At 63.6% G+C, this 24,869-nt stretch carries 24 protein-coding genes; 10 read left to right on the top strand and 14 right to left on the bottom strand.

Annotated features, from left to right (window positions below):
• Positions 1-21: 21 nt before the first annotated feature.
• Positions 22-414 carry a 2-oxoglutarate dehydrogenase gene (locus VG320_RS07370; protein ID WP_327199473.1) on the top strand — a complete coding sequence of 131 codons (393 nt, stop codon included), beginning with the start codon at positions 22-24 and terminating at the stop codon, positions 412-414.
• 70 nt (positions 415-484) lie between these two features.
• Here VG320_RS07370 and tehA read toward each other — a convergent pair whose 3' ends face one another.
• Together tehA and VG320_RS07360 are read right to left on the bottom strand one after the other, a co-directional pair.
• A complete protein-coding gene (gene tehA, locus VG320_RS07365; protein WP_327199472.1) occupies positions 485-1,477 on the bottom strand; it encodes a dicarboxylate transporter/tellurite-resistance protein TehA in 993 nt (330 codons plus the stop codon).
• Positions 1,478-1,621: 144 nt separating this feature from the next.
• Positions 1,622-2,671, bottom strand: coding sequence for a GSU2403 family nucleotidyltransferase fold protein (locus VG320_RS07360; protein ID WP_327199471.1), 1,050 nt, complete (start codon positions 2,669-2,671; stop codon positions 1,622-1,624).
• A gap of 153 nt (positions 2,672-2,824) precedes the next feature.
• Between VG320_RS07360 and VG320_RS07355 the strand changes: the two genes are divergently transcribed.
• The gene (locus VG320_RS07355) at positions 2,825-3,073 is read left to right on the top strand and encodes a hypothetical protein (RefSeq protein WP_327199470.1); all 249 of its coding nucleotides are present in this window, start codon (positions 2,825-2,827) and stop codon (positions 3,071-3,073) included.
• A 25-nt stretch (positions 3,074-3,098) separates the two neighbouring features.
• Here the strand turns inward: VG320_RS07355 and VG320_RS07350 are convergent, their stop codons facing one another.
• Positions 3,099-4,949: a cytochrome c biogenesis protein DipZ gene (locus VG320_RS07350; RefSeq protein WP_327199469.1), complete on the bottom strand. Its 1,851-nt coding sequence runs from the start codon at positions 4,947-4,949 to the stop codon at positions 3,099-3,101.
• 314 nt (positions 4,950-5,263) lie between these two features.
• Here VG320_RS07350 and VG320_RS07345 point away from each other — a divergent pair, with 314 nt between their 5' ends.
• The gene (locus VG320_RS07345) at positions 5,264-5,830 is read left to right on the top strand and encodes a thioredoxin family protein (protein WP_327199468.1); all 567 of its coding nucleotides are present in this window, start codon (positions 5,264-5,266) and stop codon (positions 5,828-5,830) included.
• A 69-nt stretch (positions 5,831-5,899) separates the two neighbouring features.
• On the opposite strand, the gene VG320_RS07340 is transcribed toward VG320_RS07345, so the two are convergent.
• Positions 5,900-6,871 carry a LysR family transcriptional regulator gene (locus VG320_RS07340; RefSeq protein WP_327199467.1) on the bottom strand — a complete coding sequence of 324 codons (972 nt, stop codon included), beginning with the start codon at positions 6,869-6,871 and terminating at the stop codon, positions 5,900-5,902.
• Positions 6,872-6,991: 120 nt separating this feature from the next.
• On the opposite strand from VG320_RS07340, the gene VG320_RS07335 reads away from it, so the two are divergent.
• Positions 6,992-7,849 (top strand): oxidoreductase, encoded by an 858-nt coding sequence (locus tag VG320_RS07335; RefSeq protein ID WP_327199466.1) that lies wholly within the window; start codon positions 6,992-6,994, stop codon positions 7,847-7,849.
• 86 nt (positions 7,850-7,935) lie between these two features.
• Here the strand turns inward: VG320_RS07335 and VG320_RS07330 are convergent, their stop codons facing one another.
• Positions 7,936-8,121 carry a 4-oxalocrotonate tautomerase gene (locus tag VG320_RS07330; protein ID WP_327199465.1) on the bottom strand — a complete coding sequence of 62 codons (186 nt, stop codon included), beginning with the start codon at positions 8,119-8,121 and terminating at the stop codon, positions 7,936-7,938.
• A gap of 112 nt (positions 8,122-8,233) precedes the next feature.
• Here VG320_RS07330 and VG320_RS07325 point away from each other — a divergent pair, with 112 nt between their 5' ends.
• Positions 8,234-9,136 (top strand): LysR substrate-binding domain-containing protein, encoded by a 903-nt coding sequence (locus VG320_RS07325; protein WP_327199464.1) that lies wholly within the window; start codon positions 8,234-8,236, stop codon positions 9,134-9,136.
• 29 nt (positions 9,137-9,165) lie between these two features.
• Here the strand turns inward: VG320_RS07325 and VG320_RS07320 are convergent, their stop codons facing one another.
• A complete protein-coding gene (locus tag VG320_RS07320; RefSeq protein ID WP_327199463.1) occupies positions 9,166-10,077 on the bottom strand; it encodes an AraC family transcriptional regulator in 912 nt (303 codons plus the stop codon).
• 101 nt (positions 10,078-10,178) lie between these two features.
• Here VG320_RS07320 and VG320_RS07315 point away from each other — a divergent pair, with 101 nt between their 5' ends.
• Positions 10,179-10,928 (top strand): SDR family oxidoreductase, encoded by a 750-nt coding sequence (locus VG320_RS07315; protein WP_327199462.1) that lies wholly within the window; start codon positions 10,179-10,181, stop codon positions 10,926-10,928.
• 46 nt (positions 10,929-10,974) lie between these two features.
• Complete coding sequence (locus tag VG320_RS07310; protein ID WP_327199461.1) at positions 10,975-11,733, top strand: SDR family oxidoreductase; 759 nt, start codon at positions 10,975-10,977, stop codon at positions 11,731-11,733.
• A gap of 268 nt (positions 11,734-12,001) precedes the next feature.
• On the opposite strand, the gene VG320_RS07305 is transcribed toward VG320_RS07310, so the two are convergent.
• Positions 12,002-13,045, bottom strand: coding sequence for an alpha/beta hydrolase (locus VG320_RS07305; protein ID WP_327199460.1), 1,044 nt, complete (start codon positions 13,043-13,045; stop codon positions 12,002-12,004).
• A gap of 165 nt (positions 13,046-13,210) precedes the next feature.
• Positions 13,211-14,611 carry an amidase family protein gene (locus VG320_RS07300; RefSeq protein ID WP_327199459.1) on the bottom strand — a complete coding sequence of 467 codons (1,401 nt, stop codon included), beginning with the start codon at positions 14,609-14,611 and terminating at the stop codon, positions 13,211-13,213.
• Positions 14,612-14,626: 15 nt separating this feature from the next.
• Here VG320_RS07300 and VG320_RS07295 point away from each other — a divergent pair, with 15 nt between their 5' ends.
• Positions 14,627-15,157 (top strand): DUF4148 domain-containing protein, encoded by a 531-nt coding sequence (locus tag VG320_RS07295; protein WP_327199458.1) that lies wholly within the window; start codon positions 14,627-14,629, stop codon positions 15,155-15,157.
• A gap of 81 nt (positions 15,158-15,238) precedes the next feature.
• Complete coding sequence (locus tag VG320_RS07290) at positions 15,239-15,661, top strand: organic hydroperoxide resistance protein (protein ID WP_327199457.1); 423 nt, start codon at positions 15,239-15,241, stop codon at positions 15,659-15,661.
• Between the two features lie 91 nt (positions 15,662-15,752).
• Here VG320_RS07290 and VG320_RS07285 read toward each other — a convergent pair whose 3' ends face one another.
• Entirely contained in the window at positions 15,753-16,862 is a 1,110-nt protein-coding gene (locus VG320_RS07285; RefSeq protein WP_327199456.1) for a P1 family peptidase, read from the bottom strand.
• Between the two features lie 55 nt (positions 16,863-16,917).
• Positions 16,918-18,369: an APC family permease gene (locus VG320_RS07280; RefSeq protein WP_327199455.1), complete on the bottom strand. Its 1,452-nt coding sequence runs from the start codon at positions 18,367-18,369 to the stop codon at positions 16,918-16,920.
• 175 nt (positions 18,370-18,544) lie between these two features.
• On the opposite strand from VG320_RS07280, the gene VG320_RS07275 reads away from it, so the two are divergent.
• A complete protein-coding gene (locus tag VG320_RS07275) occupies positions 18,545-19,357 on the top strand; it encodes a helix-turn-helix transcriptional regulator (RefSeq protein ID WP_327199454.1) in 813 nt (270 codons plus the stop codon).
• Here the strand turns inward: VG320_RS07275 and VG320_RS07270 are convergent.
• The 4 genes from VG320_RS07270 to VG320_RS07255 form a co-directional block, all read right to left on the bottom strand.
• On the bottom strand, positions 19,354-19,935 hold the full coding sequence (locus tag VG320_RS07270) for a DUF3237 domain-containing protein (RefSeq protein WP_327199453.1): 582 nt from the start codon (positions 19,933-19,935) through the stop codon (positions 19,354-19,356). The two genes, VG320_RS07275 and VG320_RS07270, sit on opposite strands and share 4 nt — an antisense overlap.
• A gap of 12 nt (positions 19,936-19,947) precedes the next feature.
• Positions 19,948-21,846, bottom strand: a complete 1,899-nt coding sequence (locus VG320_RS07265; protein ID WP_327199452.1) for a feruloyl-CoA synthase — start codon at positions 21,844-21,846, stop codon at positions 19,948-19,950.
• 134 nt (positions 21,847-21,980) lie between these two features.
• The gene (locus VG320_RS07260) at positions 21,981-22,808 is read right to left on the bottom strand and encodes a p-hydroxycinnamoyl CoA hydratase/lyase (RefSeq protein WP_327199451.1); all 828 of its coding nucleotides are present in this window, start codon (positions 22,806-22,808) and stop codon (positions 21,981-21,983) included.
• A 199-nt stretch (positions 22,809-23,007) separates the two neighbouring features.
• A complete protein-coding gene (locus VG320_RS07255; protein WP_327199450.1) occupies positions 23,008-24,654 on the bottom strand; it encodes an ABC transporter substrate-binding protein in 1,647 nt (548 codons plus the stop codon).
• Positions 24,655-24,869 lie beyond the last annotated feature (215 nt).

The raw sequence follows: 24,869 nt of genomic DNA, 5'->3' as shown, positions 1-24,869 counted from the left end.
TCTATTTGAATGAGAGCGATCATGTATCCATCCAGCAAGCTGTGGCGTATCGCGCCGCTCCTCGTGGCCGTTGCTGTAATCGGCACGGCGCAGGCGGCAACCCAGTCCGTGGCGCCCGTCCAGTTGCCCAAAGGCGGACACGGCGTTGACGGCCCGTTCTTTCCAGCCAACCGTCCGCAGCCCGTGACGCCTTCGACGGGCACGCAGTTGCAGCAGGAAGCACAAAAGCGCATCGAAGCGCGTCTCGGTGCGAACACGGTGCTCAGTCAAGGCGCGACGGTGACGAAGGCGCAGGCGCAGTCCAATGGCCTGGGCTACATCGCGCAGCATTTCGACCAGATCGACGCGGCGCATTCGGGCCGCGTATCGATCACCGACGTTCGCCAGTATCTGCAGAAGCAACAGCAGCAGTGATGTAAAACAGCGACGTAAAAAAAGGCCTCACCGTACAGGTGAGGCCTTGATCGACAGCGCTTTGATCGCGTTATTGCAGCGCGCGGACCGGCAGCAGCTTGCCTTCCCACAGCAGCGCGACGGTCTTGACCATCAGCAGGCCGATCACGCCAGTCGAAGCGACGAAGAGGACGAAAGCCAGTTCATGCACCCACAGCGGACCGCCGTGCTGGGCGATGAGCATCGCGAGGGTCGGCAGGGCCGCGACGCCGAAGCTGAAGGCCCAGTACGAGGGCGCGAAAGCCTGGGCGCGAATCCACGGCAGCAAACGCAGCAGCAACAGCGCTTGATACAGGCCATAACCGAGCAGCGCGTAAGCCACGATCCCTGCTGCGCCCGTCAGTGACACATGCATGCTGCTCATGATCGCCATCCATGCGACTCCGCCCACCACCGGCGGCGCGAGCTGCACGCCAAAGGTCGGACGCAGGGCCGGCGCGGTCGGTGCGGCAAGCGCGGCGCGGTTGAGCAGCTTCGATTCGATTGCGAGCCACGAAAGCGCCCCGCTGCCGAAGAACATCACCGCCAGCTCCGGCAGGCCGAATGCTGCCGCCGTCGTGGCCGCCACGAAACCCGCCGCGACAGTCGGCAGATAGATCGCGGGCGTCACGAGTTCGGCGTTGCGGCCGCCTTGCCAGAGCCGGCCGTGCAGCATCACACCCACGCCGATTTGCGCCACCGCTCCGGCCACGAACAGCGCCAGACCCACGTCGTGCGACCAGAGCTTGACCGCTTGCGCCGCCAGCATCGTCGACACCGGCCCGAGCGCCACGAACGACGACTGCACTTCGTGCTGCCATTCCTTGCGTGCGGCTTCGCGGTGCGCAACCCACTTGAGCCCATACATCGCCATCACGGCCGCCCACACCACGAGTGCCAGGACCGTCAGCGCCGTGCCCGCGAAGGCCGGCACTTCCCAAAGCTTTGCGGCGACCCGCCATGCACCCGCCAGCGCGAGCGTGCCCACCGCGATGCCGAAGAAGCCCGCGGGCATCGGCTCATGTTTTGTCATCCATGCGTTCATGACTTCACTCCTGAAACCTGAGGCAGCGAAGGCCGCCGTCGATGGAGTGAACTTTATGCCCGGGCGCGCGCCGCGCGAATGCCGGTCCGCGTCAACAACATGCCCGATCGTCTCACGTGACCTGGGCCGAACCTGCCCCACATTTCAGGCGCCCAGTCCTTCCTCGAACTCGGCCAGCGCGCCCTCATGGGCCTCGAGCGTGCGTTGCACGTCGGGTAGCGCGCGGCGCACCAGCGCACGCGCGGATTTCGGCAGATCCGCGCAGGCCTGCTCGATATCGCCGCTGCGATGCTCGCCGAGCATCGCCAGCAGCACGCAGGCCTGCTGGACGTCCTTTTGCGACTTGATCAGCATATTGGTGCGCAGGCGCGACACGAGGATCTTGTGGATCGCGAAGCGCGCCGGATCGGGCACGCGCACGGGCACGGCGCCATGCCGCGAGATCAGCGTGCCCATATGCGACTGGCCCAGCAGGTACGCGAGGTACGGCATCCCGCTCGCATGCGCGCCGAGTTCGGGCACTGCAACAGTTGGAAACGTATCGTCCTTCGACGGCACCAGCAGATCGACGTGAAAACGCGTCTTGCCCGCCTGCTTGAACGACGTGGGCGGATCGCCCCGGTTGAACGGCGGCACCGGCACGAAATCGATGCCGGTTTCCCGCAGGATGTCGAGCAGGCCGCCCGAAGGCAGATTCTGCAAGGCGAGCTGGCGCGCGCGGGCGATGTCGATATCCTCGGTCTCGTAGGCGATCGCCTTGATGCCCAGACTGTTGAGCAGCACGGCATAGGCGTGCGAGCCGACCAGCACCGCGCCCGCCTGGAACAGACCGTGGTTGTAGAGGACCGCCATGGTCGCGTAGGTTTTGTTATCGGCGATCTGAAAACCAAGTTTGGCCAGCTCCCGGATGCGGCTGATCAGATCCTTGGCCTGTTCGATCTGCCCGGTCACTGCCGCGACGCGTTCGTCGGCCTCGGCATCGCCCTTTGGGCCGCCCAGACTGAGCTGCTGACGCTTGCCCTCTGCGTCCATGAACTGGCGGTAGTAGTAGACGGCGTTGCCGCGATCGTGTTCGACGATCGTGCCGGGCGCCCCCACCAGCACGCGCGGCTGCGCGGCCGCGCCCTGTTCGACGTTTGCATACTGGGAGCAGAAGGCCTGATCGTGCCGCTGGTAGAGAGGAAAGCCTGGCATGGTGCGTAGAAATTGCAGTAATTTTTTAGATTTTACTGCAAAGATCGTTACAGCATTGCAGTAATTTTTTATAAATTACTGCAATATCTGGCCTCCTGCACACAGAAGAAGCGACAATACCGAAGGATCAACGCCACGACCAGGAGCGAAACGATGTCATCCAACCGGGACTACTGGTTCCCCGCCAAACGCTATGGCTGGGGCTGGGGACTGCCGACGCGCTGGCAGGGCTGGCTCGTCCTCCTCGGCTATTTCGCGTTGCTGGGCGCGACCATTCGCGTTTTCGCGCCGGATCGCCACATGGGCGCGTTCATTCTGGCGGTCACGCTGCTCAGCCTCGTGCTCATCGGCCTCTGCTGGCTCAAGGGCGAGCCGCCGCACTGGCGCTGGGGAGACGATTGATACTTGCTCTCCCCGCGCGTCGCACTCAACCGAATGTGAACGTATAGACCCGCGCACCGGCATCGAGAAAGCGGATTTCGAAGATGCGGTCGCCAATCGCCCCGCTTTGGCGCACCAGTTGATAAAGCCGCGCGCCCGTCACGACGCCCGTACCGTCCGCGGCAACATCGGCGCCGTGTGCGTCCCCGGGCGCAGCACCGTCGATCGTGATGCGAAAGCGCACCGGCTTGCCGTCCGGCGCAGGCGCCAGCACCAGATGCAGATCGCGCGCGTGGAAACGGTAGGCGACGCCCGCTTGCGGCGCTGCAGGCACAGCCGATTCCGCGCCGATATTCCAGCGCCCGTCGAGCGCCCACGCATTGAGCGGCAGATTGGCGGGCAGCGTGTAACTGGCCGTGCTATCGGGCTGCAACGCTTGCGGCGAAGCAAAGCCGCGCCCCTCGCGATAACCCAGATACGTTTCACCGGAACCCGTATCGGCGGGATCGGCCGGGGCCTGCGCGCCGCTCGCCTGCACGACGTGAGCCGCATGCGCATCGGTCGAGTGGCCGTTTTCCGCGAGCAATTGCCGGATCGCCCGCTCGGCCTGCCCGTAGTCGCCCTCGCCGAAGTGGTGATAACGCACGCGGCCTTGCGCATCGACGATATAGAACGCCGGCCAGTACGCATTGCCGAAGGCGTTCCAGACGCGATAGTCGTTATCGATCGCAACCGGATAGCGGATGCCCAGATCCGCCAGCGCGCGCTTTACGTTACCGGCGTCGTGCTCGAATCCAAACTCGGGCGTATGCACGCCGATCACCACCAGCCCGTCGTTCTGATAGCGCTGCGCCCAGGTCTTCAGATACGGTAGCGTGCGCAAACAGTTGATGCACGAATAGGTCCAGAAGTTGACCACCACGACCTTGCCGCGCAGATCCTGCGGCGCGAGCGGCGCGGAATTCAGCCACGCCGATGCCCCATCGAGCGACGGCAAGGTGCCTTCCACGGGCAGCGCGGCAGCGGGCGGCACAGCGGCGGCGGATGTGGAAACGCGCAGGCTGCTCGCCTTCGGCGACTGCCGCGCCTGTCGGACGGTCACAACCGACGCCGCCGCAGCGGTGGCGTTCGCATTCAACTGGCCGGTCAGCCGGTTTTCCAGCGCTTCGGTCGGCGAACCCGGCAAATGCGCGAGCACCCGCGTATCGACGCCAGATGCAATCGCACCCACCGTCACCAGCACGAGCACCCCCAATGCGCGGCGCAGATGCTCGCCCACACCCAGGGAGCGCTTGAGCGCATCCATCGCACGCTTGCCGAGACTCGCGACTATCGCGAGCGAACACGCTGCGCCCGCCGCATACGCACCAAGCGCCGCCCATGTCTGCCACGTCACGCCATGGCGGACCGCGCCCGTCAGGATCAAACCGAGGATCGGCCCGGCACAAGGCGCCCACAGCAGCCCCGTCGCCGCGCCGAGCAACAACGCCGGCCCAACCTGGGCCGCCGTGCCCTGCGTGCTGGAACCATCGGAACGATCGGAACCATAGGAACCACCGGAACCACCGGAGCGCGCGACGAAACGATCAGCGAGCGTGGTCAGCGGCTGCGCCAGCCGCGTGGCCAGCGCGGGAAACAGCAGCGCCGCGCCGAATACCGCAAAGAGCGCCAGCGCGACATAGCGCCCATACTCACTCAACCGGGCTGCGCCCTCGAGCCCCGCTGCGCCCAGTCCCGTGAGCAGTGCGAAGGTGCCGCCCAGCCCGATCAGCAAGGGCAGACGGCCGGTGACAAAGGGCTGGTCCGAGCGCGCGAATACGAACGGCACGACCGGCAGGATGCAGGGACTGAGGACGGTGAACACACCGCCGATGAATGCGACGACGAGCAGCAACATGAGTCGGTCTCCAGACAGATCCACACAAAATTCGAGGAACGCACGCGGCGCCCTGGCCATGTGCGGTATTTCAAGGTCTGGATGTATCGGGTGAATGTCGGGAAACCGCGCGCGGCGCCTCCGTATGTATCGCGCCGCTGCCGGGATACACGCGGATACATGAAGCACCGCACGGCGCGGCCGATTTGTATCGCCAGGTATCCGGCGCGGGCCGCGACACATTACGTTGCACACGGCAGCCGTTGGGGACATGTAGCGGATACGTGCGCACGGTCCAATGCACCCGTATCCCAACCTTTCCTGGAGAGCCCGACATGTTCGAACGTCTCAAGATCGCCGCCGTCGCCACCGCCCTGGCCGCCACCGCCGCGTACGCCGTCTTTGCATCGACTGCCAGCCCCGCCGCCACCGAACCGGCCGCCGTGCAGAACGGCGCACCCGCGCCCGATTTCACCGGCATCAACACCTGGATCAACAGTCCGCCGCTCGATCTGAAGCAGTTGCGCGGCAAGGTCGTGCTGGTCGAGTTCTGGACCTTCGACTGCATCAACTGCGCGCATACCGTGCCCTATGTGAAGGAGTGGTATTCGCGCTATCGCGACAAGGGGCTGGTGGTAGTCGGCGTACATACGCCCGAACTCCCGTTCGAGCGCAATACCGACAACCTGAAGAAAGCGGTCGCGCGTTTCGGTATCGAATATCCCGTCGCGCAGGACAATTCATATGCGACGTGGAATGCGTACAACAACCAGTACTGGCCCGCGCAGTATCTCATCGACAAGAACGGCAAGCTGGTCTACAGCCATTTCGGCGAGGGCGATTACGACCAGACCGAGCAGACGATTCGCGGTTTGCTGGGCGTCGATGGAAAGAAAGGTTGATCAGGAGTCGAAAGGAAATGGAAAGCGCGCCGTCAATGGCGCGCTTTCTTCGATTCGATCCACGAAACGCTACTCTCGCCGCTTCGCCCCGCGTTTGCGTTTCACCTGCTGCGCCGCGCGAAGTTCGGACTCGTCCAGGAAGAAATCGCGATTGCCGGTCATGCGCTCGACCATGAAGTCGATGAACGTACGCACGCGCAGCGGCTGTTCGGTCCGATGCCGATAGTAGATGTAGATCATCCCGTATTCGGTGACATGCTGCGGCAGCAGCGCAACAAGCCGGCCGCTGCGGATATGACGCGTGGCGTTGAAGCTCCCCAACTGCCCGATGCCAAGGCCCGCCAGCACCGCCTGCGTTTCCAGTTCCGTATCGTTCACGCAGATGGCCGCGGGCAGATCGCGATAAACGATTTCATCGCCGACAAGAAATTGCCACTGCGCGAGCTTGCCCGTATTCGCGCGCCGATACCCCGTGCAACGATGTTGCGCCAGCTCGTCGATGGTGCGCGGCGCACCGTTGCGCTCGATATAGTCCGGCGAGGCGCACACAATCAACTGGATCGGCACCAGCCGGCGCGCAATCGAGCCACCCGACGGTGGCGGTCCGCCGCGAAAACCCACGTCGGCCCGGTCTGTCACGAGATCCGTGAACTGATCGTCGAATTGCACTTCGAGTTGCACATCCGGATAGCGCTTCTGGAATTCCTCGAAATACGGCCACAGAACCGGCAGGCCGAAAGCGCGCGGCGCACTCACGCGCAGCACGCCGCCCACTTCATCCTTCGAGCGCCGGGCTTCGTCCAGCGCGCCTGAGAGCATCGTCAGCGCGGGCGTTACGCTGTCGAGCAGCCGTTGCCCCTCTTCCGTCAGGCTCAGTTTGCGCGTGGTGCGATGAAAGAGCCGCACGCCCAGATCTTTCTCCAGTTGCATCACCGCCTGGCTCGCGGCCTGCGGGGAAATGCCCTGATCGACCGCCGCGCTGCGCAGGCTGCCGAGCGTCGCGGCTCGCACGAAGGTATTGATTGCACGAATTCCGTTCATCTTTCGCGCCTCAGATTCGCAAGAAAAACTTGATTATCACTCCAGTGAACGACGTCTAGTTCGTGTCAATCGCGAGGCCTACCATGGCAGCACTTCATCCCCCCACGTAGGAGAAACATCATGGCTGACGCACAACAAGGCAATTTCAAGCGCGTATGGTTCATCACGGGCGCGTCGCGCGGCATCGGCGCGCTGATCGCGCAGGCAGCGCTCGCCGACGGCAATGCGGTCGTGGCGGCCGGGCGCAATGCCCAGGCCATCGTCGAACGGCTCGGCGAATCCGCCGCGCTGCTGCCGGTGGCACTGGACGTGACCGACGAGGCACAGGCCAGGGCCGCCGTGCAGGCGGCGCTCGACAAATTCGGCCGCATCGACGTGCTGGTGAATAACGCGGGCTTTGGCCTGCTGGGCGCGGTCGAAGAATCCGCCGACAAGGACGTGCGCCGCATGTACGACACGAATGTGTTCGGCCTGCTCAACGTCACACGCGCGGTGTTGCCGGCGATGCGCGCGCAACGCGCGGGCCACATCATCAATATTTCGTCGATTGGCGGCTATCGGGCGGCGGCAGGATTTGGGGTCTACTCATCGACAAAATTCGCTGTAGAGGGCATTACAGAAGCCCTCCATGCCGAATTAAAACCGCTGGGCATCCACGCGACCGTAGTCGAGCCGGGTTATTTCCGCACCGACTTTCTGGATGCGTCGTCACTGGTCGTGGCGCCAGACGTGATCGACGATTACGACGAAACCTCGGGTGCGGTTCGCCGCAAGGCCGTGCAGATGAATCACAACCAGCCCGGCGATCCGATCAAACTCGCCGCTGCCATGGTCACGCTGGTCGAGGCGTCGAATCCGCCGCTGCGCCTTCCGCTGGGTACGGACACGCTGGCTGCGATCGCGGCAAAGAACGCTTACGTAGAGCAGGAAACGCAAAACTGGAAAGCACTATCGGCATCGACTGATTTTGCCGATTGAGTGGCGATAGTGATTGCGCGGCCATGAAAAATGGCTTTGCGATTTAACGCAAAGCCATTTCATCAACCAGGCTTGCCGGGCTTACATCACGTATCCGACTTCAGCTTGCCGCCCGTTGCCCACGCATCTTTCCCAATTTCGCTAAAGACGATCTCAACCACTTCGGGCGGGCAGGCCAGGGTTTCCACAAACACGTCCGTGATTCCGCGTTCCAGTTCGCGCTTCTGTTCCAGCGTCTTGCCGGGGTGCATTTCGATTCGAAGGATAGGCATAATGACTCCGTTTTTCCCGCGTTCCATTGACGCGGACGCAGTCATTATGGGGAAGCGCGAATCATGGATAAACGGACGTTAGGTTGTGACAGCCTGAACCGCGAGGTTTCGAATGGCGGATAAATTGGCCGGCATGCAGATGTTTGTCCGCGTTGTCGAAGCCGGGAGCTTTGCGGCGGCGGCAGCGCTCAGCCATGTCACCGCCACGATGGCCGCCAGGTATGTGCGCGATATCGAAGAGCGGCTCGGCGCAAAGCTGCTTCACCGCACCACGCGTCAACATCAGCTTACGGAAATTGGCGCGCTCTATTACGAGCGATGCAAACGCGCACTGCACGAATTCGAACAGGCCGAAGCCAGCGCCGCCGAATTGCGCAGCAGCCCGCGCGGCACGCTCAAGATCGTCGCGCCCGTGAGCTTTGGCAGCGAAAAACTCGCGCCGGTGCTGGCCGAATATCTCGAACTCCATCCTGAAGTCAGCGTGGATCTCACGCTGGACAATGCGCCCGTCGATCTGATGCGCGAGGGTTATCACCTCGCCATCCATATCGGCGAACTCGATAGCGCGGATCTCGTCGCCCACGCGTTGCATGCTTACCGACGTGTGCTCGCGGCTGCGCCCTCTTATATCGAGCAGCACGGTTTGCCCGACTCGCCGGAAAGCCTGCGCGAGCATGCCTGCCTGGGTCTTTCCTATTGGCGAAAGAAAGAATTCTTCTGGACCCTGGTTGGCCCGGATCGGCAAATATGCCATGTTCCCGTTGAGGGACGCTTTAGCGCGAATGATGGTCGCGCGTTGCGTGCCGCTGCACTGAGTGGCACGGGTATCGTCCTGCAACCGGAAATGCTGCTGGAAAACGATCTGGCCGAAGGTCGCCTCGTTTGCGTACTGCCCGAATGGAGCCATGTGCATACGCCGATGCATCTGGTGCATTCGCGCGATCTGCGCCCTACTGCGATGCTGCGGACTGTGATCGATTTTCTGGTTAAGCGGCTTGCAGAGGGTAAATCGTAACGATCGCGAGATGTGGGTTCGCCTTCAAATCAGCGCCCCACCACTTGCTCCTCGCGTGCGTACTGCGTGGGCGGGCGGCCGACGTGGCGGGTGAACGCGACGCTGAACGTGCTGGCCGAACTGTAGCCAACGCGTTGCGCGATTTCGGCGATGCGGCCCTGGTTGCGGCGCAGAAGGTCTTTGGCGAGCGCCATGCGCCATGTCAGCAGATATTCCATCGGCGCGACGCCGACCGCGTGGTTGAAGCGCTCGAAAAAAGTCGACCGCGAAAGCGCCGCTTCTTTCGCGAGATCCGCAACGGTCCACGCGTGCGTCGGCTGCTCGTGCATCGCGCGGATCGCGGCCGAAAGACGCCGGTCGGCAAGTCCACGCACCAACCCCGGCGAGGCGTTCGTGCCCGCCATCGACCGCAACGCCTCGATCAGCAGCACTTCCAGCAGCCGCGAGAGCACCACCTCGCGCGCGGGCCGCTGCTCGCGCGACTCTTCCCGCACCAGTTCGACGAGCGTGGCGAGGCGCTGCTCGCCACGCACATGCACGATTTGCGGCAGCAGCGAGACCAGCAGCGACGCATCCGGCGAGCCGAAGCTGCAGTGACCGACCAACATGCGCGCATCGATCGGCCGGTCCAGCGCGCCGATGCGATATTCGCCATTGCCCAGCGGCGCGGGTGCTGGCGTTTCGACGCCCGGCGGCGGCTGCACGAGGCTGGACGTCGCGACGCCATAGGCCGCGGGAATCAGCACGAAATCCCCCGAGAGCAGCTCGATGGGCGCATGTCCGTCGATGGCGATGCGGCAGCCGCCCTCCAGCACCACACAATAGAACGGCTGGCCCGCATCCGAGCGGCTGATGCGCCACGGACTCGCGCCGTGGACCAGCTTGGAGAACCGTGCGCCCGGTTGCAGCAGCATCACCACTTCCGCCAGCGGGTCGATCATCGCCGGACTCCTGCCAATGTTTTTCGGATCTTTTATTGTAGCAAGTACGGGTTCAGCGATCTATCGTAGGGGCACGTTTCCATCATCGCAACGGAGCCACAATGAAAACCGTCCTGATCACCGGCTGCTCGTCCGGATTTGGCCTTGAAATCGCCCGCTTCTTCCTTGCCCGCGACTGGAAGGTCGTCGCCACGATGCGCACGCCCAATGCCGACGTGCTGCCGCCTTCGGAACGCCTGCGCGTGCTCGCGCTCGATGTCACGAAACCGGACAGCATCCGCGCGGCGCTCGCAGCCGCCGGTCCGATCGACGTACTCGTCAACAACGCGGGCTTCGGCGCGGCGTCTCCTGCCGAACTCGTGCCGCTTGAGACGGTGCGTGAGCTTTTCGAAACCAACACCATCGGCACCATCGCCATGACGCAGGCGACACTGCCGCAGTTCCGGCAGCGTCAGGCGGGCGTCGTCGTGAATGTGACGTCGAGCGTGACGCTCAAGCCGCTGCCGCTGATCGCCGCCTACCGGGCGAGCAAGGCCGCAGTGAACGCGTTCACCGAGGCGATGGCGCTGGAGGTCGCGCAGTTCGGCGTGCGCGCGCACATCGTCATGCCGGGCCGCGCGCCGTCCACGCGCTTTGGCGACAACGCGCGCTCGCGTATGCATGGCTTCGATCACGAGGCCTATGCAGAACTCGTGCAGAGCGTGCTCGCGCGGTTTGCGGATACGTCGTCGCCGGTCACTGACGCACAGGACGTCGCCGTCGCCGTGTGGCGCGCCGCAACCGACCCATCGGCGCCGATGCACATCCCCGCTGGCGCCGACGCCATCGCATGGGCCGCCGAAGCGCGCTAATTGTTGCCCCTGAATCGTTGCCCCCGAAACCAACCAGGAGATTGCCATGCAGGAGAAACCCGTTGCGCTTGTCACCGGGGCCAATCAAGGCATCGGCCTTCAGATAGCGAAAGAACTCGCGAGCCACGGTTTTACCGTGTTGGTGGGATCGCGCGATCTCGCGCGCGGCGAGGCGGCGGCCACGGAAGTCGGGCCGAACGCTCACGCCCTGCAAATCGACGTGACGGATCATGCATCGATCAAGGTCGCGGCGAAACGCGTGCGCGATGAATTCGGCCGCCTCGATGTGCTGATTCAAAATGCGGCCATCTCGAACACCGGCAGGCTGCCGGGCCAGTCACTCGAGGACTACGCCAGTACGACGCGCCCTGGCTGCGTATCGCTCGATGAAATGCGCGCAGTGTGGGAGACCAACGTGTTCGGCGTACTCGCCGTCTATCAGGCGATGCTGCCGATCCTGCGCGCAACGCCGGGGTCCCGCATTGTCAATGTGTCGAGCGGCGTGGGGTCGTTGACAACCAACTCGGACCCGGCTTTCGCGTATCGGTCGATTTTCGGCCCGGTGTATCCGGCATCGAAGACCGCGCTCAATGCGCTGACCGTCGCCATGGCGATCGAACTGGAGCCGGATGGGATCAAGGTCAACGCGGTTTCGCCGGGTTTTACAAAGACGAACCTCAATGGTTATCTGGGCACGGACAGCGTCGAGCAAGGCGCACGCGAGGCGGTGCGCGTCGCGCTGCTGGGCGCTCAGGGTCCGACGGGTACGTTTACGCACTGGGAGAATGAGACTATTCCGTGGTGAGGCTTGCGCCTGCGTCGTCATGCGGCGTGAGGAAATAGCCGGATTCGTCAGGCATGACACCATTGAATCGAGAAACGGAAGAATCCGCGCGCCTGCGTGCGCATTGAATATGTCGGTCAGGATGGCGTCGGCTGGTGCGTCCTGCCATATCCGTGCATCCTCGCGGAATTTCATATAGGGAATCATTCCAACAACCATAAAAAAGCCCGGGTCTCCCCGGGCTTTTCCATTCCATCACCCTGCAGATTATCTACAGCGCGCCCAACCGTCACAAATGCGTCACCTGCAAAATCGCCTCTGCAAACGCCTTCGGCGCTTCTTGCGGCAGGTTGTGGCCAATTCCGCCAGTCAGATTGCGATGCAGATACTTGCCCGTGAACTTCTTCGCATAGGCTGCCGGTTCCGGATGCGGCGCGCCATTCGCATCGCCTTCCATGGTGATCGTCGGCACCGAAATCGCCGGGCCCGCCGCAAGGCGCTGCTCGATCGCATCGAGACGCGACTCGCCCTGCACGAGGCCCAGACGCCAGCGATAGTTGTGAATCACGACGGCCACATGATCCGGATTCTGGAACGACGCGGCCGTACGCTCATACGTAGCGTCATCGAAATTCCACTTCGGCGACGCCAGTTGCCAGATCAGCTTGTTGAATGCATCGCGGTTCGCCGCATAACCCTGCGCGCCACGCTCGGTCGAAAAATAGAACTGATACCACCACTGAAATTCGGCCTTCGGCGGCAGCGGATTTTTATTCGCCGCCTGACTACCGATCAGATAACCGCTCACCGATACCAGCGCCTTGACGCGCTCGGGCCACAGCGCCGCGATACAGTCCGCCGTGCGGCCGCCCCAGTCGTAACCGCCCAGAATGGCCTGATCGATCTTCATCGCATCCATGAACGCGATGATGTCGACGGCCGTCACGGCCTGCTGGCCGTTGCGCGGCGTGTCGGCGGAGAGAAAGCGCGTCGTGCCATAGCCGCGCAGATACGGCACGATCACGCGATAGCCCGCTGCCGCCAGCATCGGCGCGACTTCGACAAAGCTATGAATGTCATACGGCCAGCCGTGCAGCAGCAGCACCGGTTGACCATTCTTCGGTCCCGCTTCGGCATAGCCGACGTTCAGGACGCCCGCGTCGATCTGCTGGATCGGTCCGAACGAGACGTTGCCGCCCGTGCGCGAGTTCGACGCTGCACCCTCCGTGGACTGCGCGTGGGCCAGGTTGCCCAGGCCCAGGTCCGCGAGGCTCAGGCTCGCCAACGTAGTGCCGAGAATCCGACGGCGCCGGACATTGACGGGATCTGACATGACATCTTTCTCCTTAGGGTCGAAAACACAGTGAATGAACGCTTCGGCATTTTTATAGCGCAGGCGAACAGACGCTATGTATCCCAATGTGTCTGCCCGCCATACATACACACGACGAATCAAAATCGTTGCCTGATGGCGCTTTAAACCCGCTTTAAACCGACTTTAAACACGTGGATCGACTGGAGAGGCCGGCACGCCGCGCGCCTCGATATCGCGGCCCGCCAGCAGGCAGAGATCCTCGCGATGATGCGCGGCGACGATTTGCACGCCCACCGGCACGCCGTTCACAAGACCGGTCGTGACAGCCAGTCCCGGCAACCCCATCGCGGGCAGCGCGCGCAGCGTGAGTTGCGCTTCCCAGACGCGGTCGAAGCCCTCCTTGCCCTGCATGTCGAGGTCGCTTGCAAACGGCAGTTCGCTCGACACCGGCATGAGCACCACCGCGTACTTGGCAAGGAACAGGCGCCACTGGCGCGTGAGCGTCGTGCGCCGCACGAGCGACTGGCTGATGACATCGGCGGGCAGGCCGCGCACCTTCTCGCGCGCCGCCGCGATCACCGCAGCCGCGCCGGGGTCGCCATCCTTCTCCACGGCGCTCACCAGCGCATCGAAACCGTCGCCAAGCCACAGACGCTCCTGCAGCAGCGCGGCTTCGCGCATCGACGGCACATCGTCGATTTCCTCGACTTCCCAGCCTGCGTCGCGCAAGCGCTGCGCCGAATCGCGCAGCGCATCCTCAACTTCCTTCACGGTGTCGAGCCCGCCAGGGCGCACACACAACGCCGCGCGGCGCGGCACTGCGGGGCCGTCCACAGGCAGCGCCACATACCACGGATCGCGCAGATCGGGCGCGGCCAGCGCCACGAGGCCCAGCCGCAGATCCTCGATGGTGCGGCCCATCGGCCCCGCCGCCGACATCAGTTGCGCGCCAATCGCCCGCTCCGGCGACGACGCATTGAAGGCCGGGACGCGGCCAAGGGTCGGGCGCAGGCCATGAATACCGCACGCATAGGCCGGATAGCGCACCGACCCGCCGATATCCGTGCCCAGCGCCAGTTGACCGATGCCCGCCGCCACCGCCGCCGCGCCGCCGCCACTCGAACCACCCGGCGTGAGCGAGGGATCGCGCGGATTGAGCGTGCGGCCATGTACCTGATTCGAGGTGAACCAGCGCAGCGCGAAGGTCGGCGAATTGGTGCGTCCGAGCAGCACCGCGCCCGCACGCACCAGGTTGTCCACGGCGGGGCTGTTGGTCTGGGCGATCAGGTTCTCCTGCGCACGCAGGCCGTTGGTGGTCGCAAAACCCGCTTGATCGACGTTGATCTTGGTGGTGACCGGCACGCCCGCCAGGGGACCGGGATTCTCGCCGCGCGCGATCGCCTGATCGACGGCATCGGCCTGTTGCAGGACTTCTTCGGGATGGACGGCCACGACGGCGTTGATGAGCGGATTCACCGCATCGAGACGCGCAAGCGCCGATTGCGCCGCTTCCCGCGCGCTGACCTCACGCGACTTGATGTGTTTTGCCAGTTCTGCAGCCGTCAATTGCCAAAGTTCAGACATGGTTCCTCCGTGTGAATGACTCAAGCTGTGTCGCTCGCCTGGGGGCGAAACGCCGTGGATGCGATTGAAGCAGCCGCATGTATCTGGATTGTGTCCAGCGGGTCACGTGGCGCGGGCCGCTTCATTTGTGTCGCCATGTATCTGCGCTTGCACCAGATACAGGGAATTGCAATAAAGGCCGCTTGCGAAACACGCCAGATACGTGCGCCGGTTCAAATGCATCAACGCCGAAATCTGCTGGGCAACGAGCTCGATAGACAACCGGTTGTGTTCTTTTCCATCTACCGCTTCAAGGAGAACATCATGCAAGTTTCGAAGATCGCTTTGGCTCTCGTCGCCGGCGCCGCACTCGTGGCTGCTTCCGCTTCATTCGCCGCTGTGCCGGCTTCGTCCGATACCGCTGCGCAAACGCCAACCCAAACGTGGACGCCCACGCAGCAAAACGCCAACACGAAGATCACGCGTGCCCAGGTCCGCCAGGAACTGGTCGACGCCGAACACAACGGCCAGCTCGACGCGCTGCGCAGCCTGTATCGCGGCAGCTAACCGAAACCCTGCGATTAAACCAGCGCGCATAGCCACGCTGATACACCGTTCGCCTCGTCATCAATCTACAAGGAAATCACCATGAGCAACGCAGAAAAAGTCCTGTACACCGGCAAGACCCACACCACCGGCGGCCGCGAAGGCGCGACCCGCAGCGACGACGGGCGTCTCGAAGTCAAGCTCGCGCCGCCGGGATCGAGCGCTCCCGGTACCAACCCCGAGCAGATGTTCGGCGCGGGCTGGTCGGCTTGTTTCATTGGGGCGATGGGACTGGCGGCAGGACGCCTGAAGGTTGCGCTGCCGCGCGATACGGCCGTGGATGCGGAAATCGACCTGGTGATGCGCGACGAAGCCTATTCGCTGCGTGCACGTCTGAGCGTGACGCTACCGGGCGTGGAGCGCGAAGTGGCGCATCGCCTGATTGAACTCGCGCATCAAACCTGCCCGTACTCGAAGGCCACGCGCGGCAATATCGATGTGGAAATTACGCTTGCTGAAGTTTGACGCGTGCTGTTGATGCATATTGTTGATGCAATAAAGCGCCGCATATCATACGGATTCCGTATCAATATGCGGCGCTTTGTCGTGCGTTCAATTAGTGATTGCTTCGTGGCCGCCACCCCACTTCCCTCAACGCATCGACAAGCCGCGCCGCGCCCAGCGCTTCCACTTTCGCGCCGCGCGACGCCACATCGCGCCCGGCGACCAGTGCGTTGACAATGGCTTCCTCCACAGCTTCCGCCGCCGCCGCGAACAAGGCGGAAATATGGTCGTTGTTGACCATCTTCAAATCTGTCGTAGGCGCGCCCCTGCGACCGTAGTTCGCCGCAGGCAAGCCGCGATTTCCGGTCGCAAACGCGAGGAAGATATCGCCGCTCGAATCCTCCGTGCCGCCGCCCACGCGCGCGAGACCCACGCTCGCACGCTGCGCGAGCCGCGTGCATTGATGCGGCAGCAAGGGCGCGTCGGTCGCAAGCGTGACGACGATGGAACCCATGCCCGGCTCGCCCTTCGCATCCGCTGCGCGAAACGGCGAATGCACATGCCCCAGCACCTCGCCTACCGGATAACCCGCCACGCGTAGCATCTCGCGTATGCCGTAGTTCGATTGCACGAGCGCGCCCACGCTCCAGCCGCCCGCTTCGGCGTCCAGCACGCGCGACGCCGTGCCTATGCCGCCCTTGAATTCATGGCAGATCATGCCCGTGCCGCCGCCCACGCTCCCTTCCTCAACCGGCCCGCTGCGCGCCGCCGCCAGCGCATCGCGCACATGTGCAGCCGTGACGTGTTGCCCCCAGATGTCGTTGAGCAGACCGTCATAAGTTTCCATCACCACCGGCATGCACCAATAAACACGATCGCGTGCGCTGCCGCGCTCGGCGGCGATCAACGCATCGCGCACCGCGCCCACGCTGTGCGTGTTGGTATAGGCGATGGGCGTGGTCAGCAGTCCGGCCTCGCGGATCCATTCGAGGCCGGTGGCGTCGCCGTTGCCGTTGAGCACATGCACGCCCGCAAAACAGGGCTCGTCGTGCGCCGCGCCTGCGCGCGGCTCGATGATCGTCACGCCGGTGCGCACCGACGCATCGCCGTTTTCGACTTCGAGCGTGCAATGCCCGACCCGCACGCCCGCCACGTCCGTGATCGCGTTAAACCGCCCCGGCTTGCCGGTCCCGATGCGGATGCCGAGTTCCCTCGTTCGCATGATGCCTGTCCTCCGTTGTTCCAGTTTCAGTGCTATTTATCGTAGTTCGCGCGATTCAGAGTGCGCGGAATGTTTCGCTGCGGCGCGCGCAGGCCGCGTACATCACCAGCGCGAACACCAGCAACGCGCCGATGATGTAGAGATCCGCCGCCTTGGTGGCCGTGGCGAGCGTCGTGTAGAGCGTATAGCCCGCCCCGGCGATGGCGATGAGCGGCGTGACGGGCCACAACGGCATGCGATAGTGATGCTCGACGTCGCGGCGGGTGAAACGGCTCGCCAGCGCCGCCAGCCCGACGACCAGATACACCACCAGCAGCAGATCCACCGTGAAGGCCGTCAGCTCATCCAGACTCGATACGAACACGAGTCCCGCCGAAGGCACCGCGAGCGCGAGCGTCGCCAGCCACGGCGAATCGAAGCGCGGATGTATCGTCGAAAACGCGCGATTGCAGCCGCGCGGCCACAGCGCGTGGCGGCCGCTGCTATAAAGCAGGCGTCCCATCGTGATGACAATCGCAATGATCGCGTTGAACACGGAAAGAAAGATGCCGCCGCTCACCAGCCGCGAGAGCGTGGGATTGCCGAGTTCGCGCACGACATAGCCGATTGGATCGGCGCTCTTCGACAGTTCGCCCAGCGATGGCGCGCCCAGCACGATCGCAATGAGCGGCACAAGCTCGACCACCAGAATCACCAGCAGCGAATAGATCACGGCACGCGCGACGTTGCGATTGCCCCCGCGCAGGTCTTCGGCGAGATACGCCGCCGAGCCAAAGCCGTTGTAGCAGAAGATCGCCGTGCCGATGGCGGGCACGATGGCGGCGGCGGTGGCCGGAATCAGCGCGCCGCCGCTAGCGACGAGCGGATGCATGAGCGCGCTTGCGCCGCGATGCGGGGCGCTAAAGCCCAGTCCGGCGATCAGCATCAGCACGCCCACCTCGACGACCAGAAACGCCCCGGTGATCCACGCGTTGGTCTTGATGTTGAGCATGCCCAGCACGTAGCTGAGCAGCACGATGGTCAGCGCGACGGACTGGTTGCCGAACTGGGTGCCAAGCGCATTGTTGAGGTAAGGCGCGGCGCCGCTCGCAAGCACCGCAGGAATGAATACGCTGACCGCCAGCACCGTGATAAAGGTCAGATAGCCCGGCAAGGGGCCGAACACGCGTTTGGCCATCACATATTCGCCGCCCGCGCTTCGGTGTGCGGCGCTCAGCTCCGCGTAACAAAGCGCAAAGGCAAAGGCGAGCACGCCGCCCAGCAGGAACGACATCACTGCGCCGCTGCCCGCCTGCTGGATCGCGAATGGGGCGATCACGAAGATCGAACTGGCGGGCGTGACGCCCGAGACCGTGATCATCACCGCGTCGCGCACGCTCAGGGTTTGCGTGAGCGTGCGTCTCGTTTCGCCGGCCTCAACGCCTTGAACAACTTGAGCGGCTTGAGCGACTTCAAGCGGCTCGGACGACGATTGCATCGCGCCCGTGGATTCCGACATCATTGCCATCCTGCTCTCCTATGCTGCGCTTTTTTGAACGCCCATACTCGGGGCCACAGATTGCGTTGCAGTCTAGGAAGCCATTTTTTTGACCGCTATTCCCATTTTGGGTTACGCCCTTGCGGTGCCTGGCCATCGTGGCGCTCATGGTACTCATCGCGCTCATGGCGCTAAACATCAGGATATGGACCGACTCTTTACGGAAATTGCGATGCATCAGGCGCTCGGGCGCGTGCTGGACCATCTCGGTCAGCCGCGTTTCTGGCGCTTTCTGGTGCTGCTGCTCAATGAAATGGTGCCGTTCGACAATGCGCTTGCGACGGCGATCGGCGCGGATGGTGTCTCTGCAGTGCCCGTCGTGCTCGACGAATACGACGCAGGCGGCAGCGATACGCCGTCGCCCGTACCGCTTTATCTGAACGGCCTCTATCTGCTCGATCCGTTTCTGCAGGCCGCGCACGACGGTCTGGCAGATGGGTGCTACCGGCTGGAGGAAGTGGCGCCCGACCTGTTCCGGCAGAGCGAATATTTTCTGAGCTATTTCCGCGATGCGGTAGGCGAGGACGAAATCCAGGTGCTGGTGCGCCCGCAGCCGGACGTGCTGCTTTCGCTGTCGCTGGGCGCCGCCAGGCGCTTCGACGCCGAGCCGCTAGGCAAGCTTACGGCCGCGCTGCCGTGGGTGATTGCGGCGATCCGCCAGCACTGGCGGCTGGCAGGCGACACCGCGCGCATCGCACCGGGCGCCGCCGATCTCGGCGCGCGCGTGGAAGCGGCGCTCGCGCGCTTTGGCGCGGGCCTGTTGACGGAGCGGGAGATGGGCATCGCGCGCATGGTGCTGCGCGGCAATTCCTCAAAGGCAATTGCCGAGCGGCTGGCGATTTCGCCGGAGACGGTGAAGGTGCACCGCCGCCATCTCTACACCAAGCTAGGGGTTTCCACCCAGCCGGAGCTGTTTTCCCGCTTTATCGAAGCATTGGGCGACGACGACTCGCCTTAGAATTTTTGCGCCGCGTCCAGCAGATACGCGTCGTAGACGACCGCGTTGCCCAGCCGCATCGCGTAACCCACCGCCATTGCGCGATTGAGCCACGCATATTTCTTCGACGAGGTTTCGAAGTTCATATACAGGCGAAAGTAGTACTGCGAAGGATCCACGGGCTTTCCCTGCGCGACCTCGGCCATGACAGCGGCGGGACCATAACGCATACCGCGCGTTTGCAGATAGACGTATTCGCCATCGTCCATCTTCAGCAGATAGCGCGTGTCGATCATCGCCACGCCATCCTTCGTCACGACTTGCCAGTCGGCGCCGTTGTTGAGGATTTCGCCCTTTACGAGCGGACCGTCGACACGGCCGCCCGTGATCGGGATGATGCGGCGTTTGCCCGCGTCGCTGGTCGCGCCGAGTTCCCAGATCGGCGCGGTGAGATCGACGCTGAAGCGGCCCATATACGTGAGTTGCGGCTTCGGCGGGTCGAAGGCCGCGGGCGGGCTGTCCGCTTCGGCGGCCATCGACTGGCCCACGCAGAGCGTCATGAATGCCGAAGCAAACAAGCGCCTGAATGTCTTTGTCATGCGGAGTCCTCTTTAATTTTTCACCACACTGCGTGGGCGCGAAAGCAGCACATCGGGATCTTCTACATCAGGCGCATGCATCGTTTCGACCAGCGCCTCGCGATGCTGAAGCACCGCGCGCTGGTTGATCGAGCCTTTGTCGGTGACCTCGCCCAGATCGAGCGACGGCGGCACGGCCAGCAGGCGTAGCCGGGCGATAGTCGTCGCGCTGCCCGTAGCGCTGACATTCAGGCGCGCCACCAGATCGGCGAAAAAGCCGCGCACACCCGGCGCGGCGAGCACATCAGCCGCGCTCGCGTTTGCGCCAAGTTTCGCCAGCGCACGGCATGCGTCCAGGCGCGGAAAGATCATCACGCCCACATCGTCGCGGTTCATGCCCGTGATGACCGCGTCCTGCACATAGGGCGCGCCTTCGCTGATGATACGCGCGCGCATCGGCCCTACGCTCACGAACGTGCCCGAAGCGAGCTTGAAGTCCTCCGCGATACGTCCGTCGAAGGCAAGACCCAGTTCGGGCCGTGCCGGATCGACGAATCGCACAGCGTCGCCGCTGCGGTAATAGCCTTCTTCGTCGAACACGTCGCGCGCGTGCTCTGCCGACGCGCGCCAGTAACCGCCCATCACATTCGGGCCGCGAAAACGCACTTCCAGCTTGCCGTCCACCGGCGCGACCTTGGCGAAGCAGCCCGGCGCGGGCAGGCCGATATAACCAGCGCGTGCCACGGGCCCGGTGGTGAAGAGACATGAAGGCGCGGTTTCCGTCATGCCCAGCCCCGCCATGATGCGAATGCGCTCGCCGCAATGCGCGAGCGTCACGCGCTCCAGTCGCTCCCACGCCGCCTGCGAAAGGCCGGCTCCGGCAAAGAAATACAGCTTCACACGCGAGAAAAAGCGCTCGCGCAGCGCGGCATCGGTTTCCAGCGCCGCGGTCAGTTCTTCCCAGCCCTTGGGCACGTTCAGATAGATGGTCGGCGCGATCTCGCGTAGATTGCGTAGCGTTTCCTCGAACTTGCCCGCAACGGGCTTGCCGTCGTCGATATACAGCGTGCCGCCGTTATAAAGCGCGATCCCCACGTTATGACTGCCGCCAAAGGTGTGATTCCACGGCAGCCAGTCCACCATCACGGGCGGTTCGATGCCGAATTGCGGAAACGTCTCCAGCAGCATCTGCTGGTTGGCGCAGAGCATGCGGTGCGTGGTGGGCACGGCCTTGGGCAGACGCGTCGAGCCCGAGGTGAAAAGAAACTTGGCGATCGTGTCGCCGTTGACGCTGGCGTGTGCTGCGTCGGCCTGATGCGGCGGGGTGTCGAGCAGGGCCGCAAAACGCGTGACGGCTGGCGCATGGGCGCCGCGTTGGGCGGGCAGCGCGCTCACGCGTTCGACGCCAGCCGGCAGCACGGCGTCGAGTGCGCTGGCGTAAGCGTCGATATCGTCGGCGAAAACGAGGCCCGGCGTGAGGACTTCCAGCACATGACGCAGCTTGCCGAAATCGCCCGAGATCAACGAATACGCCGGCGAAACAGGCGCATATGGAATACCCGCCCACATTGCGCCGAACGCCATCTGCATGTGCTCGATGCTGTTGCCCGAGAGGATCGCAACGGGCCGCTGCGCGTTCAGGCCGCGCTGCAGCAGCGCCGCACCAATGGCGCGTGCATCGTCGAGCATCTGCGCATAGGTCACTCCGCGCCATGCGCCGTTCGCATCGCGACGGACAATGAGCAGGCGCTCAGGATGCTCGCGCGCGCCGCGTTCAAGGCAATCCGTCATGCGCTCGGGATACGCGCCCAGCGGCTCGCCTGCCTCCAGATACCAGCACTCGCCGCGCCGCTCGATACGCGGCGAAACGGTGCCGATGGCGACACCCCGGTAGCCGGGTGCGCCGCCTGCGTGGCTTTGGTCCGATTCCAAAACCTGTCTCCTGGTTGTGCCGCCCCTCGTGCCTTTCTGGGCACCTTGCAGCCGGGGCAGCGTGGCTTCTTTTTCGCGGCGCGTTTCTGTTGTATGGCTTGCGCGCCGCGTCGACCGGACAGCGTGGCGGCGCCTTAGCGCTTGTAGGCCTGCAGACCCGGCTTGATGCTCTTGTCGTCGAGGAACTGCTTGAGGCCCTTCTCGCGGCCGCCTTCCGGATCGCGATAGTTTGCCTGGTCGAGCTTGGCGTACAGGTAGTCCTCGTTCTGCTCCCACGTCAGCTCGCGGCTGCGCTTGAAGCCATGCTTCGCATTCCGTATCACTACCGGATTCTTGTCGAGCAGCTTTGCCGCCAGCGCCAGCGTTTCCTCGCGCAGCTGCGCGCGCGGCACGCTCTTGTTGACGAGACCCATCTGCGCGGCCTGCGGGCCCGTGAAGGTCTCGCCCGTCATGATGTAGTACAGCGCCTGGCGATGCCCCACCGTGTCGGCCATCGCCTTGCTGACGAGATTGCCCGGCGGAATGCCCCAGTTGATTTCCGAGAGGCCAAACACGGCCTCATCGGCGGCAATCGCCAGATCGCAGGCCACCAGCGGCGAGAACCCGCCGCCGAAGCACCAGCCGTTGACCATCGCGATGGTCGGCTTCGAATACATGCGCAGCAACTGCCATTGCCAGCGGCTCGCGTCGCGGCGGATGCGCTCCTGGAGCACGTCCGGACCCGTATCGACTTCGCGGAAATATTCCTTCAGGTCCATGCCCGCGGTCCAGGCATCGCCCTCGCCGGTCAGCACGAGCACCTGTGCTTCAGGATCGAGTTCGACGGTTTCCAGCACGTCGATCATCTCCTTGTTGAGCGTCGGGCTCATGGCATTGCGCTTGTCGGGGCGATTGAACGCCACCCACGCAATCCCGCCCTGCACCGTGACATTGACCGTTTTCCAGCGACCTTCGTAGCTCATCGTCTCTCTCCGTGGGACAGTGCCGCACTCGCGGCTTGAAGTCAATTTACTATCAGGCTACCTGATATGTAAAGCGGAAAATAGGCGTGTTGGTACAAACCCTGAACGGGCGGTCGATGAAGGGGTATTCGCTGGAAAAGGTGGAAGCAGCGAGACGCCGGAGTGTCTCGGCGCCGCGTGTCAGAGGAAGGGATGAGGCTTACTGCAACGACACGCCATCGAAACGATGGCTGCCCAGCGGCGAGAACACCAGACCCTGAACGCGATTCGACACCGGCAGCGACACGATCGAATGCGCGATTGGCGTAAACGGCACCTGCTGCTTGAAGAGGACCTGCGCCTCTTCGTAGAGCGCGGTGCGCTGCTGCACGTTGGCATCGGCGCGCGCCTTGTCAATCAGCTTGTTGAAGGCCGGATCGCACCATTTCGACACGTTGCTGCCATGCACGGCATCGCAGCCGAGCAGCGCACCCAGCCAGTTGTCCGGATCGCCGTTATCGCCCGACCAGCCGTAAAGCAGCACGTCGTGTTCGCCGCCCTGCTTCGCGCGGCGGTTGTATTCGCCCCACTCGTAGCTCACGATCTTCGCGCGCACGCCGATCTTCGCCCAGTCCTGCTGGATCAGTTGCGCCATCAGTTGAGCGTTCGGATTGTAGGGACGCTGTACCGGCATCGCCCAGAGCGTGATTTCGAAGCCGTTCGCAAAACCGGCCTGCGCGAGCAGCGCGCGCGCTTTTGCGGGATCGAAGGGCGCGTCCTTGAGGCTCGGGTTATAAGACCATTGCGAAGGCGGCATGGGATTGGCCGCGATCTTCGCATTGCCGGCGAACACGGCCTGAATAATGGCGGGCTTGTCGATCGCCATGTCGAGCGCGCGGCGCACCTCCACGCGATCGAGCGGCGGATGTTGGGTGTTATAGGCAACGAAGCCGACGTTGAAGCCCACGCCCGACACCAGCCGCAGCGACGGATTGCGTTTGACCACCTCGAGATCGGCCGGACGCGGGAACACCGACACCTGGCATTCGCCGCTCGCGAGCTTCTGGATCCGTACAGCCGGATCGGGATTGATCGAGAAGATCAGATGCGCGAGCTTGACGTCTTGCGCACGCCAGTAATCGGGATTCGCGTCGTAGCGGATCAGCGCGTCCTTCTGGTAAGAGCGCAACACGAACGGCCCCGTGCCCACCGGCAACTGGTTGATATCGGCTTCGCGATGCGTGGCGCTCAACTGCGCCGCATATTCGGCGGAGAGAATCGACGCGAAGCTCATCGCCAGATTGCGCACGAAGATCACGTCGGGCGTCTTGAGCGTGAAGCGCACCGTGTAGTCGTCGAGCTTGTCGATCTGCGCGATGTTCTTGTCGAAACCCAGATCGCTGAAATACGGGAAGCTCGTCGGATAAGCCTTGCGAAACGGCAACTGCGCATCGAGCATGCGGTTGAACGTGAACAGCACGTCGTCGGCGTTGAAGTCGCGCGTGGGGTGAAACCACGCCGTCGTCTGGAATTTCACGCCGCGCCGCAGATGGAATGTGTAGACGCGCTGGTCGGGCGAACTGTCCCAACTCGTCGCCAGACCCGGTTCGAGGTCGAGGGTGCCGTTGCGAAACTGGACAAGCTCGTTGTAGATCGTATCGGTGCTGGCGTCGAAGTCGGTGCTGGTGGTGTGCTGGCCGGGGTCGAAACCGGCCGGGCTGCCCTCACTGCAGAAAACGAGCGTGCCTTTGGGGGCGGCCGGTGCAGCATGGACGGGCGGCGCGATGGCAAAGATCGCGGCCGCAAGCAACCCGGTATTCGCGAGCGCCCGCGCAAAGCGCTGCACCCCTGGAATGTGAAGTGGCATGGTGAGGTCCGGACGGAAGCTGAGGATTTTTCTGCGGTATCCGGACGATTTTGCGTATCTCACACCTCATGAACCACCAATTTATCCGCACAACATTAGCAACGACGCAGCTAAGGCGCTCGGCATATCACCCATTCCGTCATTCTGGGGCCACATCGATGTTATAAATTGTTGCATCGCCGCACGTCACACTTGCATTCCAGCAAACGGAGCCT

The sequence above is a fragment of the Paraburkholderia sp. genome, assembly GCF_035948235.1.
In the GTDB taxonomy this organism is placed as follows: Bacteria; Pseudomonadota; Gammaproteobacteria; order Burkholderiales; family Burkholderiaceae; genus Paraburkholderia.
Note: the sequence above shows the minus strand (reverse complement) of the source record. Positions and strands in the feature narration are given on the sequence as shown.